The organism is Phenylobacterium sp. (assembly GCF_030698145.1).
Classification (GTDB): domain Bacteria; phylum Pseudomonadota; class Alphaproteobacteria; order Caulobacterales; family Caulobacteraceae; genus Phenylobacterium.
Genome location: NZ_JAUYNW010000086.1, coordinates 19,003 through 34,571, shown reverse-complemented (window position 1 = coordinate 34,571; position 15,569 = coordinate 19,003). Strand labels below are relative to the sequence as shown.

15 protein-coding genes and 1 riboswitch are annotated in these 15,569 nt (G+C 68.0%); of the genes, 7 read left to right on the top strand and 8 right to left on the bottom strand.

What is annotated here, in order from left to right:
* Positions 1-172: 172 nt before the first annotated feature.
* A riboswitch (FMN riboswitch) is annotated at positions 173-341 on the bottom strand.
* Positions 342-500: 159 nt separating this feature from the next.
* On the top strand, positions 501-839 hold the full coding sequence (locus tag Q8Q77_RS13020; protein WP_305584011.1) for a helix-turn-helix transcriptional regulator: 339 nt from the start codon (positions 501-503) through the stop codon (positions 837-839).
* 61 nt (positions 840-900) lie between these two features.
* On the opposite strand, the gene Q8Q77_RS13015 is transcribed toward Q8Q77_RS13020, so the two are convergent.
* Genes Q8Q77_RS13015 through Q8Q77_RS13005 form a run of 3 tightly spaced genes read right to left on the bottom strand, consistent with a single transcriptional unit; the run spans position 901 to position 2,779 of the window.
* Entirely contained in the window at positions 901-1,344 is a 444-nt protein-coding gene (locus Q8Q77_RS13015; RefSeq protein ID WP_305584010.1) for a flagellar basal body protein, read from the bottom strand.
* A gap of 11 nt (positions 1,345-1,355) precedes the next feature.
* Positions 1,356-1,673, bottom strand: a complete 318-nt coding sequence (locus Q8Q77_RS13010; RefSeq protein WP_305584009.1) for a rod-binding protein — start codon at positions 1,671-1,673, stop codon at positions 1,356-1,358.
* On the bottom strand, positions 1,673-2,779 hold the full coding sequence (locus Q8Q77_RS13005; protein ID WP_305584008.1) for a flagellar basal body P-ring protein FlgI: 1,107 nt from the start codon (positions 2,777-2,779) through the stop codon (positions 1,673-1,675). Before Q8Q77_RS13005 ends, Q8Q77_RS13010 begins: the two co-directional genes overlap by 1 nt.
* Positions 2,780-2,991: 212 nt before the next feature.
* Here Q8Q77_RS13005 and Q8Q77_RS13000 point away from each other — a divergent pair, with 212 nt between their 5' ends.
* Positions 2,992-3,423 (top strand): flagellar assembly protein FliX, encoded by a 432-nt coding sequence (locus Q8Q77_RS13000; protein ID WP_305584007.1) that lies wholly within the window; start codon positions 2,992-2,994, stop codon positions 3,421-3,423.
* Positions 3,424-3,521: 98 nt separating this feature from the next.
* On the top strand, positions 3,522-3,950 hold the full coding sequence (dksA, locus tag Q8Q77_RS12995; protein ID WP_305584006.1) for an RNA polymerase-binding protein DksA: 429 nt from the start codon (positions 3,522-3,524) through the stop codon (positions 3,948-3,950).
* Between the two features lie 48 nt (positions 3,951-3,998).
* On the opposite strand, the gene Q8Q77_RS12990 is transcribed toward dksA, so the two are convergent.
* The gene (locus tag Q8Q77_RS12990; protein ID WP_305584005.1) at positions 3,999-4,499 is read right to left on the bottom strand and encodes an SRPBCC family protein; all 501 of its coding nucleotides are present in this window, start codon (positions 4,497-4,499) and stop codon (positions 3,999-4,001) included.
* A gap of 164 nt (positions 4,500-4,663) precedes the next feature.
* Here Q8Q77_RS12990 and Q8Q77_RS12985 point away from each other — a divergent pair, with 164 nt between their 5' ends.
* Both Q8Q77_RS12985 and Q8Q77_RS12980 read left to right on the top strand, forming a co-directional pair.
* Positions 4,664-6,331: an NAD+ synthase gene (locus tag Q8Q77_RS12985; protein ID WP_305584004.1), complete on the top strand. Its 1,668-nt coding sequence runs from the start codon at positions 4,664-4,666 to the stop codon at positions 6,329-6,331.
* Positions 6,328-6,849, top strand: a complete 522-nt coding sequence (locus Q8Q77_RS12980) for a GNAT family N-acetyltransferase (protein ID WP_305584003.1) — start codon at positions 6,328-6,330, stop codon at positions 6,847-6,849. Before Q8Q77_RS12985 ends, Q8Q77_RS12980 begins: the two co-directional genes overlap by 4 nt.
* Here the strand turns inward: Q8Q77_RS12980 and Q8Q77_RS12975 are convergent.
* The gene (locus Q8Q77_RS12975; protein WP_305584002.1) at positions 6,846-7,445 is read right to left on the bottom strand and encodes a TIGR00730 family Rossman fold protein; all 600 of its coding nucleotides are present in this window, start codon (positions 7,443-7,445) and stop codon (positions 6,846-6,848) included. The genes Q8Q77_RS12980 and Q8Q77_RS12975 overlap by 4 nt on opposite strands.
* A gap of 101 nt (positions 7,446-7,546) precedes the next feature.
* Here Q8Q77_RS12975 and Q8Q77_RS12970 point away from each other — a divergent pair, with 101 nt between their 5' ends.
* Positions 7,547-8,323: a hypothetical protein gene (locus Q8Q77_RS12970; protein ID WP_305584001.1), complete on the top strand. Its 777-nt coding sequence runs from the start codon at positions 7,547-7,549 to the stop codon at positions 8,321-8,323.
* Positions 8,324-8,423: 100 nt separating this feature from the next.
* Complete coding sequence (locus tag Q8Q77_RS12965) at positions 8,424-10,184, top strand: ABC transporter ATP-binding protein/permease (protein WP_305584013.1); 1,761 nt, start codon at positions 8,424-8,426, stop codon at positions 10,182-10,184.
* A 131-nt stretch (positions 10,185-10,315) separates the two neighbouring features.
* Here Q8Q77_RS12965 and Q8Q77_RS12960 read toward each other — a convergent pair whose 3' ends face one another.
* The 3 genes from Q8Q77_RS12960 to Q8Q77_RS12950 form a co-directional block, all read right to left on the bottom strand.
* Positions 10,316-10,942 (bottom strand): uracil-DNA glycosylase, encoded by a 627-nt coding sequence (locus tag Q8Q77_RS12960; RefSeq protein ID WP_305584000.1) that lies wholly within the window; start codon positions 10,940-10,942, stop codon positions 10,316-10,318.
* A gap of 104 nt (positions 10,943-11,046) precedes the next feature.
* Positions 11,047-14,295, bottom strand: a complete 3,249-nt coding sequence (locus Q8Q77_RS12955) for an efflux RND transporter permease subunit (protein WP_305583999.1) — start codon at positions 14,293-14,295, stop codon at positions 11,047-11,049.
* 28 nt (positions 14,296-14,323) lie between these two features.
* Positions 14,324-15,397, bottom strand: a complete 1,074-nt coding sequence (locus tag Q8Q77_RS12950; RefSeq protein WP_305583997.1) for an efflux RND transporter periplasmic adaptor subunit — start codon at positions 15,395-15,397, stop codon at positions 14,324-14,326.
* Positions 15,398-15,569 lie beyond the last annotated feature (172 nt).

Here is a 15,569-nt window from a genome sequence, read left to right as displayed (position 1 = left end):
TGCCAGCCCGCCTGGATGAAGGCGATGCGGGCCTGGCGGAAGGCGCCGTTGGCGGTGGGGAGTTCGTAGGTGACTTGGGTCATGGTCAGTTCCCTGATCGGGGTTGGAACCACGACTCAGGGAGACGCCGTCGACCGACTCCGGGCGCGGATGCGCTTGGAGTCCTGCCGTCAGCGGTTCTCATAACCGGACTCTAACCGTCGGCCCCGGGTTCGCACCGGATCTGCTGTCCCTGACGAGCCTCTCGGCCAGCCAGGCGCCCGCGGGCTTGTGCGATCCACCCTTACGAGGGGAGCGCCATCACCGCCGGTGGGGACTTTCACCCCGCCCTGAGAACGCGTTTCACCGGAACGGCCCGGTGATGGGGCAAGTTTAAGCGCGGCCTTGGGAGTCAAACAAGCGTTTAAACAAGGAATCGAGAATTCGTGAACTGCCCTAGGGGCAGGTTCGACATTGAACCCAAAGGTTGAATTGGGGCCGCCGAGGCGATAGAAAACCGCATGGTCCTGCAAGAATCGCCCGCCCTGGACGGGGTGTTCCACGCCCTGGCCGATCCGACCCGCCGCGCCATGTTGCGCAGCCTCGCCGGGGGTGAGCGCAACATCGGCGAACTGGCCGCGCCCTTCGACATGTCCTTCGCCGCGGCCTCGAAGCACGTGCGCGTCCTGGAAGGCGCGGGGCTGCTGAAGCGCCGGGTGCAGGGCCGCTCGCACGTCTGCCGGATCGAGGCCGAGCCCCTGGCCGACGCCAATGCGTGGCTCAGCTTCTACCAGAAGTTCTGGAGCGTGCATCTGGACACCCTGGACGCCCTGATCAAGGCTGACGCGGCGAAGGATTAGCGGCGGATGCTGCGGTCAGCTCGCGGTCGCGATGTGAGACCAAGCTTCGTCCACGCCAGTTCTAGGCGCGCTTGTTCAGCGTGATCGAGGTGGCCGAGCCGGGCGCGCTGGGCATGGCGCCGGCGCCGTAGCCCGTACCGGTCTTGCGCTGGGCGGCGACTTCGTCGGCGATGGCGCGGACCAGGCCCTCGGTGATGGTCTTGGCGGCGTCCAGGGCGCGACCCTGGCGGGCGAGCACGGCGTCGAAGGCCTCCGTCGCGCGGATCAGCCTGGTGCGCTGGGCCAACGGAGCGCTGGCGACCATGCTGGGATCGGCCCGTACCCGCGCCGACTCGTGGCGGTAGAGGTTGGCCAGTTTCGAGGTTTCCTCGATATGGACTGCGGCGTCCTGCGGCCGGCGCTGCTCGAAGGCGAGCGCCTCCAGCGCGATCAGCTCGGTGAGCCGCTCGGTCAGCATGATCAGTTGGCCGACGCGATCGCCGGCGTCGGTGGCTGCGAGCGCCATGGCGCGGTCTCCTAACTCAAACCCTGAAGCTTCAACATTTCCTGGGCGACGCTGTCGGACACGCCCACGCCGCCCGACTTGACCATCTGCTTGGCGATGGCGTCGGAGAGGAACGACTTGAACATCGCCTCGCCGTGGCCGCCGCCGAACGGGGCCTCGGTCGAGACGCCGGAGAACATCTGGTTGACCATCACCGAGAGGAACGAGGCCTCGAAGTCCTTGGCGGTCTTCTCGATCTGGCCGCGCTTGGCGAGCTCGGCGGCGCTGATCGCGGCGGGCGCGCCTGCGGTCAGGCCGGGCGGGACGACGGCGGCGGCGAGATCGGCCATCACATCACCTCGATGTCGGCCTGCAGGGCCCCGGCGGCCTTGATGGTCTGCAGGATGGAGATCATGTCGCGCGGGGTGACGCCCAGGGCGTTGAGGCCCGCCACCAGGCTGGAGAGCGAGGCGCCGTTCTTGACGGTGACGAACTGCTTGCCCTTCTCCTCCTCAACAGAGACGTCGGACTGCGGCACGACCGTTGTCTCGCCGCGGCTGAAGGGGGCGGGCTGGCTGACCGCCGGGCTCTCGCGGACCGTGATGGTCAGATTGCCCTGGGCTATCGCCACTGTGGAGACGCGCACGTTCTCGCCCATGACGATGACGCCGGCGATCTCGTCGATGACCACCTTGGCCGGGCCATCAGGCTCGACGCTCAGGTTCTCGATCTGCGAGATGAACGAGACCATGTCGTGGCCGCCGGGGGCGGCCACCGTGACGATTGTGGGGTTGTCGGCCCGCGCCGAACCCGGGAAGCGGCCGTTGATCACACCGGCGATCTTGCCGGCCGTGCTGAAGTCGGGATTGCGCAGGGTGAGCCGCATCGAGCCCATGGTGGCGAGCTGGAAGCCGATCTCGCGCTCGACGATGGCGCCGGCGGCGATCCGCCCAGCCGTGGGCACGCCCTTGGAGACCGACGAGCCCGAGGCGCCGCCAGCCGAGATCGAGCCGGTCTGCACCGTGCCCTGGCCGACCGCATAGGCCTGGCCGTCGGCGCCGAGCAGGGGGGTGACCAGCAGGGTGCCGCCCTGCAGGCTCTTGGCGTCGCCCAGGGCCGAGACGCTGGCGTCGATGGGCGAGCCCGCGGCCACGAAAGCCGGCAGCTTGGCGGTGACCATGACCGCGGCCACGTTCTTGGTGTTGAGGTTGGCGTCGCGGGTGTTGACTCCCAGGCGCTCCAGCATCGCCTCCAGGCTTTGCTTGGTGAAGGGCGCGTTGCGCAGGCTGTCGCCGGTGCCGTTCAGGCCGACCACCAGGCCGTAGCCCACCAGCATGTTCTCGCGGACGCCCTCGAACTCGACAATGTCCTTGATCCGCGAACCGGCTAAGGCGGGCCCCGCGGTGAGCGTGGCGGCCAGAAGGGCGGCGCTGAAGAAACGGAAGGTTCGACGCATGGGATCCCGACGCAAAGCGGGCCCTTGAGCCCATACGCTCCCATGCGAGGGGCGTGCCAGTCGAAGTCTCAGATGAAACCCAATGAAAACAAAGAGGGCGCCGCCGCTGCGGCGGCGCGTCGCACGGCCTGGCGGCAGAAATTGCCCGGCATTAACCATACCCTAAACATGCGGAGCGAGACTGAGTCGCGAAACGTCGGTAAAGGGCCTCCATGAAGGTCAGTGGCACGAGTGGCGTCGGATCGGCGAAAGGCCCCGGCAAAGCGCGTCCGGCCGGTGGGGATGGCTTCCGCGTCCCCGAGCCCGCCGCGCCCGCGGGACCCGCGCAGGTAGCGCGCGCCAGCGCCTTGGGCGGGGTGATGAGCGTCGATGCTCTGCTCGCCTTGCAGGACGTCGGCGGACCGATGGAGCGTCGCCGGCGGGCCGTTGGCCGGGCTGGACGGATTTTGGATATTCTGGACGAGGTCAAGCTGGGCGTGCTGTCCGGCGAGGTCTCGGCGGGCGAACTGGAGCGGTTGAGCGCGGCGGTGCGCGATCAACGCCAGGGCGTCGACGACGAGCGCCTGGAGGGCGTTCTTGACGAGATCGAGGTGAGGGCGGCGGTCGAACTCGCCAAACTCGAACGCGCGAATTCTTCGTCTTAAACGCGCGTGACGAGAGAGGTGCGTTGAAAGCCGTTTTTGTTTTGGTATAAGCGCCCCGCGTGTTGTCGGGGTGGTATCCCAGGGGGCGTGAGGCGTCTATGAGCACGGCGGTAATGTTGGCCGACAAGCCTGAGTATCGTCCTTCCGAGGACGAGGAGTTCATGAACGAGCTTCAGCTTGAGTATTTCAAGCAGAAGCTGTTGAATTGGAAAGAGGACATCCTGCGGGAATCCCGCGAGACCCTCGTCCATCTCCAAAGCGAAACCGAGAATCATCCGGACCTCGCGGACCGGGCGACCTCCGAGACCGACAGGGCTCTGGAGCTGCGCACGCGCGATCGTCAACGAAAGTTGATCGCCAAGATCGACGAGGCCCTGCGCCGGATCGAGGACAATTCGTACGGGTATTGCGAAGACACCGGCGAACCCATCGGGGTCGCCCGTCTGGAAGCCCGTCCGATCGCCACGCTGGGTCTCGAGGCGCAGGAACGCCACGAGCGCCGCGAGCGGGTCCATCGTGACGACTGAGGATTGACCCTCCCCACAAGGGGAGGGTTTTCTCGTTCGACCGCCGCGTCAGAGCGTGGCGGCCAAGGCCGCGAGCTGGTCGGCGCAGACGCCCCAGCCTTCGTGGAAACCCATCTGCTCGTGAGTCTCGCGGTCGGCCGCCGTCCAGTGGCGCGCCGTGGCGGTGTAGCGGGTCTTGCCGCCGCCCAGGTCCTCGAAGGTGACGATCGCCACCATGAAGGGCTTCTGCGACGGGGCCCACGCCTCCGTGAAGGCGTCGGTGAAGACGATCTTCTTGTTGGGGACGACTTCCAGATAGACACCAGGGTTCGGATAGTCGTTCCCATCGGGGTCGCGCATGACGACCAGGCTGGCGCCGCCGGCGCGGAGGTCCGTCTTGGCCACCGGGACGGTGAAGGGCTTGGGCGCGAACCACTGCTTCATCAGTTCGGGCGTGGTCCAGCAGCGGAACAGAGCCTCGGGCGAGGCGTCGATGATCCGGGTCAGGACCAGGTCGCGGTTTTCGTCGGCGGGGGCGGCGGGGGCGGCTTGAGCGGCTTGGGCGGCCAAGGGGATCTCTCCGTCATTTGCGAGTTACGCCCCTAGGACGCGGGCGGGCCGCGCTATCCGACAGCCATCCCGTGATAACCAGGCCGCAGTCTCGCGGGAACGCCTTGTGCGACCGGGCGTCATGGCCAGTAGCGGTCCGCTGACGGCGACGCTAAATGTCTGCCATGTCCACTCGCCTCGTCATCGCCGCCGTCCAAGCCAATCCCACCGTGGGGGCCATCGCTCATAACGAGGCCCTGGCCCGTGAGCGTCTGGCGCAGGCTCGGGCGGCCGGCGCCGATATCGCGCTGTTCTCGGAGCTGTTCCTCAACGGCTATCCGCCGGAAGACCTGGCCCTGAAGCCCGCCTTCTGGGCCGCTGGCAAGGCCGCGGTCGAGCGCCTGGCCCAGGAGACCAAGGACGGGCCCGCGGCCCTGATCGGGGTGATCTGGCCGGGCAGGGACGCCGCCTCGCGGCCGCGCAACGCGCTGGCCTTCCTGGCCGAGGGCCAGATCAAGGGCCTGGCGTTCAAGTGCGACCTGCCCAACTACGGGGTCTTCGACGAGAAGCGGGTGTTCGAGCCCGGCGACCATCCCGAGGTCTTCGAGTGGAAGGGCGTCAAGATCGGCGTCCCTGTCTGCGAGGACATCTGGAAGCCCGGGGTCTGCGCCGACCTCAAGGCCCGCGGCGCGGAGATCCTGCTGGTCCCGAACGGCTCGCCCTATCGCCGCAGCGCCGACGACGAGCGGATGGACGTGGCCAAGGCCCGGGTGGCTGAGACCGGCCTGCCGTTGGTCTATGTCAACGAGGTGGGCGGCCAGGATGAACTGGTGTTCGACGGTAGCTCCTTCGCCCTGTCGGCCAAGGGCGAGGTGGTCATGCGCCTGCCCATGTTCGACGAGGCCCTGGGGATCTCCACCTGGGAGAAGGGCCCTGCCGGCTGGACCTGTGTCGAGGCTCCGATGGGCGCCTGGCCGACCGGGGCGGAAGAGGTCTACCGCGCCATGGTGATGGGCCTAAGAGATTACGTTAGGAAGTCTGGCTTTACCGGTGTTTTGCTTGGCCTTTCCGGAGGCGTCGACTCGGCGATCAGCGCCATCGTGGCGGCCGACGCGCTGGGACCTGAGAACGTCCGCTGCTTCATGCTGCCCTCGAAATACACCAGCCGCGAAAGCCTGGAGGACGCCGAGGCCTGCGCGAAACAGATCGGTTGCCGGCTGGACGAGATCTCTATCGCCCCGGCCGTGGACGCATTCGCCGAGATGCTGACGCCGCACTTCGGGAACCGCGCGCCCGACCTCACCGAGGAGAACATCCAGGCGCGCGCGCGCGGGCTGTCGCTGATGGCGCTCTCCAACAAGCTTGGCCTGATGCTGCTCACCACCGGCAACAAGTCCGAGATGGCCGTCGGCTACGCCACCCTCTACGGCGACATGTGCGGCGGCTACAACGTGCTGAAGGACCTCTACAAGACCGACGTCTACGCGGTCTGCGAATGGCGCAACGCCAACGACCCCTATGGCGTGGCGGTCGATCCGATCCCGCAGCGCATCCTGACCAAGGCACCGTCGGCCGAGCTGCGGCCCGACCAGAAGGACCAGGACAGCCTGCCCGAATACGCCGAGCTGGACGCCATCCTGCATGGGCTGGTGGAGGAGGAGGCGACCCTCGACGAGATCGTCGCGCGCGGCTACGCCCCGGCCACCGTCGAGCGCATCCAGCGCCTGCTCTACAATTCCGAATACAAACGCCGTCAGGCCGCGCCGGGCGTGAAGCTGGGGGCCCGGGCCTTCGGCCGCGACCGCCGCTATCCGATTGTCAACGGCTTCCGCGACCAGGTCACCAAGGTGTGAGCGCCGCCCCCGTCATCGAGACCGAGCGCCTGATCCTGCGCGGCCATGTGAAGGCCGACCTGGACGAGTGCTTCGCCATGTGGGGCGACGCTGAGGTCACCCGCTACATCGGCGGCAAGCCCGCGGCCGTGGACGAGGTCTGGTCGCGCCTGCTGCGCTACATCGGCCATTGGGACCAGATGGACTACGGGTTCTGGACGGTGCGCGAGAAGGCGGGCGGACGGTTCGTCGGCGAGGTGGGCTTCGCCGACTTCAAGCGCCAAATGTCGCCGTCGTTCGGGGATGCGCCGGAAATGGGCTGGGTGCTGTCGCCCGCGGCCCACGGCAGGGGCTACGCCACCGAGGCGGTGAACGCGGCGCTGGCCTGGGCCGACCAGCGGTTCGCTACCGGCCGCACCGTCTGCATGATCAGTCCGGAAAACGCGCCCTCGCTACGCGTGGCGGCCAAGGCGGGGTTCCGGGAATTCGCGCGGACCAACTACCACGACGACGTGATCCTGCTGGAGCGCGGCGCCTAGGTCATCCGGGCGGCGACGGCCGGGGTCTGAATGTCGCCGGGCGCGCCGACCAGGGCGGGGATGACATCCTCGATCCTTTCGACCGAGATCCAGCTCTGCATGAAGGAGGCCGGGGTCAGTTGGTGGTCGACCGTGTGCTGGAAGAGCTGGAACAGCGGCTCCCAGAAGCCATTGGGGCTGAAGAACACCACCGGCTTGGCGTGCAGGTCCAGGCGCCGCCAGGACAGCAGCTCAACGACCTCTTCCAGGGTGCCGATGCCGCCCGGCAGCACCACGAAGGCGTCCGAGCGTTCGAACATGATCTGTTTGCGTTCGTGCATGGAGCTGACGACGACCGTCTCCACCACGTCCAGGCGGCGTTCTTTCTCCTTCAGGAAGTGCGGGATGACGCCCAGCACCCTGCCGCCGGCCTCGTGGGCGGCGATGGCGCAAGCGCCCATCAGCCCGACGCCGCCGCCGCCATAGATCAGGGTCAGGTCGGCGGCGGCCAGGCCGCGTCCCAGCCGCGCCGCATCGGCCAGCAGCGGCGGGTCGGCGGCGTCGGAGGAGCCGCAGAAGACACAGACGGATTCGAGGTTGGCGGGCGCCAGGCCCATTCGCATACGCTCCAGGAGAACATTCCATTCAGGGCGCGCTTGCGGATGCGCCCGGAAGGTCCAATTAGCTATGATCCGGGTTAAGGAGTTTCAAGCAAGCCGTGTCGTGCGCCCCGATTCTTATCGTCGCAGCTCTGACGCTCCCGCTCGCTGGGTGCGGCGAGGGGACAGCGCCGGGCATCGTGCCGGGCAAGGCGTCCCAGGCGCCCGCCGAGGCCGCCTACCTGGCCCCGCCGACGGTGCGCGCGGTGCGCGCGCAGGGCCAGGCGCTGCGGCTCTCGGGCGCCGCGCCGGCCGGTTCGCGGGTGCGCCTGGCGACGCCCGCCGGTGACGCCGTCTTCGCCGCCGCCGACCCCAAGGGCGCCTGGAGCCTGACGCTGCCGGCCTCGGCCGAGGCGCGCATCTACGGCCTGTCGGCGGCCAGCGGCCCCCAGACGATCCAGGGCGAGGGCTACCTGCTGATCACCTCGCAGGGCGAGGCGGTGCTGCTGCGCGCCGGCGCCGGGGCCCTGCGTATCCGCCCACGGGGCGCCAACGGGCTGGACGCGGTGGATTTCGACCGGGAGGGTGGGGCGGTGGTCTCCGGCCGCGCCCCGGCCGGGGCGGCGCTCAGCGTCCATATCGACGGGCGCCAGACCGCCGACGGCCGCGCCGATTCCGGCGGCCGCTACGCCATCGCCCTCACCCAGCCCCTGCCGCCGGGCCCACACCAGGTCGACGTGTTCGGTGACGCCACCGAGGACGCCGTGACCATCGAGGCGACCTCCGCCGCCGCCCTGGCCAACGGACCGTTCCGTGCGACCCAGGTCGGTTCCGGCCTGCGGGTCGACTGGATGACCCCGGGCGGCGGCGCCCAATCCACCCTGTTGCTGAAATGAGCCCGACGCCTTGACCTTCGCCCACCCCAGCCCGACGCGCGGCTTCGCCACGCCGGGCGCGATCTCGCCGGCCTCGGTCAAGTTCGATTTCTGGCGCTCGATGGCCGACCTGGGCCGGTTGGTCATGCGCTCGGGCGCGCCCGGCCTGAAGTGGCGGGTCTCCGCGTCCCTGGGACTGGTGTTCCTGGGCAAGCTGGCCGGGGTCGGGGCGCCCGTGGCCCTGGGCGAGGCGATCAACACCCTGGCGCCCGGGGCGGGGGCCCCGGTCGCTGAGGCCGGCGTCGGTTTCGCGGCCTTCGCGCTGGCCTTCGTGGGCCTGCGCCTGCTCGCCGCCTGCGCGCCATACGCCCGAGACGCCATCTTCACGGTGGTCAGCCAGTCGACCATGGCCAAGGCGGCCACCGAGACCTTCGCCCATGCGCTGGCCCTGTCGCTGGATTTCCACCAGGGCAAGCAGACCGGCAGCATGGCGCGGATCATCGATCGCGGCGCGCGCTCCACCGACTTCCTGATGCGCAGCGTGGTGTTCAACCTCGGGCCCACGGCCATCGAGCTGGTCCTGGCCATGATCGTCATGGCCACGCGGCTGGACTGGCGCTTCGCGGCCACCGCCTTCGTGACCATCGTCTTCTACACGGTGCTGACCTTCAAGATCACCGACTGGCGCCTCGCTCACCGCCGTGAGCTCAACGAGGCCGACAGCCGCACCGCCGGCCTCTCGGTGGACGCCTTGCTGAACTACGAGACGGTCAAGACCTTTGGTTCGGAGGGCCGCACCGTCGGCCGCTACGAGGCGGCGATGGGCGACTATGTGCGGGCGGGGGTGAAGGCCAACACGTCGCTCTCCATGCTCAACGCCATCCAGTCGGTGGTGCTGAACATCGGTCTGGCCCTGATGACCGTCATGGCCGGCTACGAGGTGCTGGAAGGCCGCATGCGGATCGGCGACGTCACCATGGCCATCTTGCTGCTGATCGGCATCTACGGCCCCCTGAACATGCTGGGCTTCAATTACCGAGAGATCCGCCAGGCCTTCATCGACATGGAGCAGATGGTGGCGCTGACGGCTCTGCGGCCCGACATCGTTGACGCTCCGGATGCCCGCGACCTGCCCCCCGCGACCGGCCGAGGCGCGGAGATCGTGTTCGAGGACGTGGAGTTTCGCCACGACGCGCGGTCCACCGGCCTGATCGGGGTGAGCTTCCGCGCCGCGCCAGGCGCCACCGTGGCCCTGGTCGGCCCCTCAGGAGCGGGCAAGACCACGGCGGTGCGTTTGGCCTTGCGGCTGATCGATCCGGGCAGTGGGCGGATCACCCTGGACGGGGTGGACCTGCGCCAGGTGAAGCAGTCGGCCCTGCGTGGGGCCGTGGCCCTGGTGCCGCAGGACGTGGCGCTGTTCAACGACACCATCGCCGTCAATATCGCCTTCGCCCGGCCCGAGGCCTCGGCCGAGCAGGTCCGCGACGCCGCGGAGGCCGCCGAACTGGGCGCCTTCATCGATGGCCTGCCAGACGGCATGGCGACCCTGGTGGGCGAGCGCGGCCTGAAGCTGTCGGGCGGCGAGCGCCAGCGGGTGGGCATCGCCCGCGCCCTGCTGGCCAATCCGCGGTTCCTGGTGCTGGACGAGGCCACCAGCGCCCTGGACGGCCCCACCGAGGAGGCGATCCAGGCCACCCTGCGCAAGGTCAGGACCGGACGCACCACCCTGGTGATCGCCCACCGGCTCTCGACCGTGGTCGATGCCGACCTGATCCTGGTCCTGCGCCGCGGCCGCATCGTTGAGCAGGGCCGCCACGCGGAACTGCTGGAAAACGCCGGCGAATACGCCGCGCTCTGGCGGCGTCAGACCCGCGAGGTTTGAAGGGATTGAACTGAAGCCCCACTGTCGATTGCCCCACGATGGCCTTCTCCCCTTGTGGGAGAAGGTGGCCCCGCGAGGGCGGGGTCGGATGAGGGGTCGAAAGCCCTATCCGAACGCCATGCGGCGTCGCCCTAGTTCTTCAGGTCAGACTTAGGTCCGCTAGCCAGCAGAGACGCTATGGCCCATTGGTGAGGTATCGAGTCCCACATGATGCGATTCATGTTTCGCACCTTCGGGGATGGATGAGCTGAGCGCACAACTTCATAGCCGGCCTGGCGTAGCGCCTCGTCAGCGCGTTGCGCCACGCTGCCAACGAGTACGATAACACCTATGCGCGGCATCAGGCCAAGCAACTCAAACAGCAGGGGCATTCCGGCCCGCCAATCTTCCGTCTTGTAGGCGATTGTACGATTCCAGCCTGAAATCAGGTTCCAGTGACAGGTCCGCGCTTGAACAATTCCCGCCTCGTCTAGGAACCGGCAGCTAGCTTCCGCCGTGGCGTCATCATTGTTGACGGAGATGAAGCCAGATCCACCGCCAGCACGGGAGGTCTTGGGGCCAGGTTTCTCCAGAATGAACAACACCTCCGCTCCAACTCCGCCGCCGAGCGGATCGAAGTCGGGAAATTCCTCATTCGGATATCGCGCCCGCAAGGTCTCAACCCAGCGGGCAAGGGGAACCATGTGTGGCAATTTCAACATCTGGAGGCGGCGCTCGATCTCTGCGGCGCTCCTCAACGTGCGCGGTGAAATGGTCACAAGCCGCCTCTCTGCACCGCCGCTAGCCGGCGAGTCCTGAGAGACCCCTCATCCGACCTTGCTCCGCAAGGCCACCTTCTCCCGCAAGGGGAGAAGGGACAAGTCTACTCCGCGGCCTTGGGCAGGGTTTCGTCGCCGAACACCACCGAACGCTCGCGGTCGGGCTTCTGGCGGGCCTTGAACACCTTGCCGCCGGTGCGGGCCCAGGCCCACGCGAACCGGCGTGAGGCCACCTTGGGCGCGGCAAGCAGGACCGGCGTCAGGATCAGGGTCAGCAGGGTGGCGAAGGACAGGCCCCAGACCACGGCGCCGGAGAGCTGCACCCACCATTCCGAACCGGGCGCCTTGTACTCCATGTGCATGCCATGGAAGTTCGGGTGCACCTGGAACATCAGCGGCAGCAGGCCCACCACCGTCACCAGGGTGGTCAGCATCACCGGGCGGAACCGCTGGGCGGCCGAGCGGACCGCGGCCTCGTCGGCCGGGAAGCCCTGGCGCCGCAGCTGGTAGTAGGTGTCCACCAGCACGATGTTGTGGCCCACGACGACCCCGGCCAAGGCCACGACCCCGGTCCCCAGCATGATCACCGAGATGTAGTCGAAGGTGTGGGCGACATTGATCACCACGCCCAACAACACGCCCACGGTGGAGAGGGCCACGGCCGAGAGCGTCACCAGCACGCCGTAGAAGGAGTTGAACTGCCAGAGCAGGATCACGCCCATCAGGAACAGCGACACGGCCATGGCGGTCATGAAGAACACCGCGGCCTCGCGGCCCTCTTCGTCGGCGCCGGTGAACTTCCAGCGGACGGAGGGGTCGATATTGGCCTTCTCCAGCCAGGGCCGCAGTTCCTCGATCTTCTGGTTGGCGGCCACGCCCTCGATGGTGTTGGCCTGGACGACCACTAGCCGCTGGCCGTCGCGCCGCTGGATCGTGGTCACCTGCTGGGCCGGAAGCTGCTTGATGAAGTAGCTCGCCGGCACCGGCCCATTGGCGGTCGGGATCTTCAGGGTGTCGAAGGCGGCCACGTCGCGCGCCTCGGGGGGGAAGCGGACACGGATGTCGAGCTCGTCGTCGGCGTCGTCGGGGCGGAAGCGGCCCACCAGCACGCCCCCAGTCACGAACTGGATCGCCTGGCCGACCGAGAGCACGTCGACGCCGTAGCGTCCGGCCGCCTCGCGGTCGACCGCCAGGTTCCATTCGATGCCCGGCGAGGTGCGGTTGTCCTCCAGCTCATAGAGCTGGCGGTCGGTGGCCAGTTTGGCCTTGATCATGTTGGCCGCGGCGTTCAGCGCCACCGGATCCTGGCCGCGCAGTTCGACCTGCACGTCCTTGCCGGTCGGCGGGCCGCCCTGAGGCTCGCGCACCTCGACCTCGATGCCGGGGATGTTGGTGACGCGCCTGCGGACCTCGTTGGCGATGTCCTTGCCCACCAGTCCCAGGGCCTGGCGCTCCTCGTACTCGGCGAAGTCGAGGTTCAGGCGCCCGATGGTGTCGTTGGGCGGGGAGTTCGGCCCGCCGCCCGGGCTGCCGGAACCCGTGCGGGTGAAGATCGAGTTCACGCCCTTGACGCCCGCCAGGCGGCTCTCGACCTGCTTGACCAGGATGTCCTGGGCCTGGGGCGAGAGGTTGCCGCGCGCCTTGACGAAGACGTTCACCCATTCCGGGTCCTGTTGCAGGAAGAACTCGGAGGGCTTCTTGGCCGCGCCGAAGGCGAACACCACGGCGACGATGATGCCGAGCGTGGCCAGGCAGGTCCGGCCAGGATGGCGGCCCAGCACGTCGATCATGCGAGCATAGGCGCCCATGAAGCCCTTCATCTCGCGCGGGTCGCCCCGCTCGGACTTCTCGATCTCGGCCAGGTGCTCGGCGTCCACCGCGGCCTTGCGGCCGAAGATCGAGCCCAGCGCCGGGGTGAAGATCAGCGCGATGAAGATCGAGGCGCCCAGCACATAGAACAGGGTCATGGGCAGGAAGCTCATGAACTTGCCGGGGATCGAGTTCCAGAACAGGAAGGGCAGGAAGGCGCAGAGCGTGGTGAGCGTGCCGTTCAGCACCGGCCAGAACATGCGCTTGGCGGCGGCGGCGAAGGCCTCCTCCTTGGGCATGCCCTCGGCCATCTTCCGATCGGCGTATTCCACCACCACGATGCCGCCGTCGACCAGGATGCCGACCGCCAGCACCAGGCCGAACATCACCATCTGGTTCAGGGTGACACCCATGGCGTTGAGCATCAGGAAGGCCAGCAGGAAGCAGGCCGGGATCGCCGCGCCGACCATCAGGCCCTGACGGATGCCCAGGGTCGTCACGATGATCAGCATGACCAGGATGGTGGCCGTCAGCAGGCCGCTCTCGAGCACCACCAGGGTGCGCCCGATGAAGTCGCTTTCGTCGAAGATGTAGCTCGCCTTGACCGTTTCAGGCCAACGCTTCTGCTCCTCGGTGACGACCTTTCGCACCTCTTTCACGGTGTCGAGGATGTTGGCCCCCGACCGCTTGGCCACGTCCACCGAGAAGGCGGGCTGGCCGTTGAACCGGGTGATGAGGGTGGCTTCCTTGAACGTCCGGCGCACGTCGCCGATGTCGCCCACCGTGATCAGGCGGTCGCCGTTCTTCTTGATCGGGAGGGCGAGGATGTCCTCCGGCTTCTCGACGACGCCGGGCACCTTCACCGCGAACTTGCCGGTGGTGGACTCCAGATTGCCGGCGGGGACGAGCTGGTTGTTGCGGCCGATCACCTGGGCGAGTTCGCCGGTGGAGACGTTTGCCGCCTCCATCCGCGCGGGGTCGATGGTGACCTCGAGAAACTCCTCGCGGCCGCCGTTCAGGTAGACCTCCAGCACGCCGGGCGCGCTTTCCAGGCGGTCCTGCAGCGAGCGGGCGATCTGGAACAGGGTGCGCTCGGGCGCGCCGCCCGACAGCACGATGCCGATGATCGGCTCGCCGGTGAAGTTGGCTTCCTCGATGATCGGCTCTTCGGCGTCCGGCGGGAACTCGCCGCGCGCCAGGTCGACCTTGGCGCGGACCTCGCCCAGGGCCTTGTCCTTGTCGAAGTCGGCTTCGAACTCGAGGTTCACGATCGCCATGCTCTGGCGGGCGACCGCGTTCATCTCTTTGATGCCTTCGATGCTCTGCAACTCGGTCTCGAGCGGGCGCACGAGCAGACGCTCGGCGTCCTCCGGACTCACGCCCGGATAGGGCACGACCACCGAGATGAACGGGAAGTCGATGTTCGGATTGGATTCACGCGGCATCGCCAGATAGGCGAAGAGCCCGAAGATGCTGGCGATCAAGGTGACAGCCAGCACGACCTTGCGCCGTTTGATTGCGCCGTCGATCAGGGGGCCCATCATCTGCCGTGTCTCCTAGGGACGCCGGCGCCTAGCGCGCGACGCCCACGCGAACCTTTTGACCCTCGGCCACATAAGACTGGCCGACGGTGATTATGCGGACGGGGCCTTGCAGACCCGTCACCCAGATGCCCTGCGGAGTCTCTTCCAGCACCGCGACCGGGGAGAAGGCCACGCGGTTGTCGTCCAGCACATAGCGCACGCCCTGACGGCCCTTGGCGTCCAGCACCAGCGAGGACAGCGGGACCAAATGGGCGGGCCCGACGCCGGAGCCGATCTTCACCGAGGCCGAGAGGCCCGAGCGGATCAGGTTCGGGTTGCTGGCGGTGACCTCCACCCGATAGGTGCGGGTCTGGGCGTCGGCTTCGCGCGCGGCGTAGCGGACCCGGCCCGACAGCGCCTCGCCCGAGGTGAGCTGGGCGGTGGCGTTCGCGCCGACCCTAACCTTCGAGGCCTCGGTCTCGGGCAGGTCGCCGACGATCAGCAGCGGATTGAGCTCGATCATCGTGCCGCAGGCCTGGCCCGGCGACAGGTAGGTGCCGATCTCGGCCTCGCGCTTGTCGAACACGCCGTTGAAGGGCGCGCGGATGTTCATCTGCTCGACGCCGATCTCGGCCTGCCGGACGACGGCCGAGGCGGCGTCCAGATTGGCCTGGTCCTGCAGGAGCTGGGTCTGGGAGCGGTAGCCCTTGGCCGCCAGTTCGGTGGAGGCCTTGTGCTGCAGTTCGCGCGAGCGGAGCGTGGCGCGGGCTTGGTCGAGAGTGGCTTGGCGGGCGTCGATGTTCAGGCGACAGAGCACCGCGCCCTTGCGCACCAAGGAACCTTCGACCGCGGGGGTCGCGGCGACCACGCCGGCGGTCTCGGACTTGACGACGACGCTGCGCGCCGATTCCGTCCGGCCACGAATGGTGACCGAATAGGCCCTGGCGACCTCGGGCGTCAGCACCGCCTGGACCGTGGGGTCGGCGGCCTTGGTCGAGGCCGCGGTCTTGGCTTCCGCCTTGCCCGCCTTGCCCGTGGCGTTGATCACCGTCCCGACCGCGAAGGCCAGGATCAGCGCGCCGATCAGGATCAAGGCGAATAGGTACTGTGGTTTTAAGCGCATCCAGCCGTTTCCCCGAGCGCAGCAGCAAAGAAGCGACCGTCCCAACCGGCCGCACGCCCCAGCTCACCAAATAGGTTGCGCCGTCTTGTTATGCCACCGTTCTCCGAGCGCAAATGAAATCGCGGACAGGTCGGCGGCTCGGCGGATATTGTGCCCTTGACGCCATAGGTTC

Coding starts and splice junctions, on each gene's coding strand:
- Q8Q77_RS13020 (WP_305584011.1), top strand. CDS start 501: ATGGTCCTGCAAGAATCGCCCGCCCTGGACGGGGTGTTCCACGCCCTG.
- Q8Q77_RS13015 (WP_305584010.1), bottom strand. CDS start 1,344: ATGGCGCTCGCAGCCACCGACGCCGGCGATCGCGTCGGCCAACTGATC.
- Q8Q77_RS13010 (WP_305584009.1), bottom strand. CDS start 1,673: ATGGCCGATCTCGCCGCCGCCGTCGTCCCGCCCGGCCTGACCGCAGGC.
- Q8Q77_RS13005 (WP_305584008.1), bottom strand. CDS start 2,779: ATGCGTCGAACCTTCCGTTTCTTCAGCGCCGCCCTTCTGGCCGCCACG.
- Q8Q77_RS13000 (WP_305584007.1), top strand. CDS start 2,992: ATGAAGGTCAGTGGCACGAGTGGCGTCGGATCGGCGAAAGGCCCCGGC.
- dksA (WP_305584006.1), top strand. CDS start 3,522: ATGAGCACGGCGGTAATGTTGGCCGACAAGCCTGAGTATCGTCCTTCC.
- Q8Q77_RS12985 (WP_305584004.1), top strand. CDS start 4,664: ATGTCCACTCGCCTCGTCATCGCCGCCGTCCAAGCCAATCCCACCGTG.
- Q8Q77_RS12975 (WP_305584002.1), bottom strand. CDS start 7,445: ATGGGCCTGGCGCCCGCCAACCTCGAATCCGTCTGTGTCTTCTGCGGC.
- Q8Q77_RS12965 (WP_305584013.1), top strand. CDS start 8,424: ATGGCCGACCTGGGCCGGTTGGTCATGCGCTCGGGCGCGCCCGGCCTG.
- Q8Q77_RS12955 (WP_305583999.1), bottom strand. CDS start 14,295: ATGATGGGCCCCCTGATCGACGGCGCAATCAAACGGCGCAAGGTCGTG.
- Q8Q77_RS12950 (WP_305583997.1), bottom strand. CDS start 15,397: ATGCGCTTAAAACCACAGTACCTATTCGCCTTGATCCTGATCGGCGCG.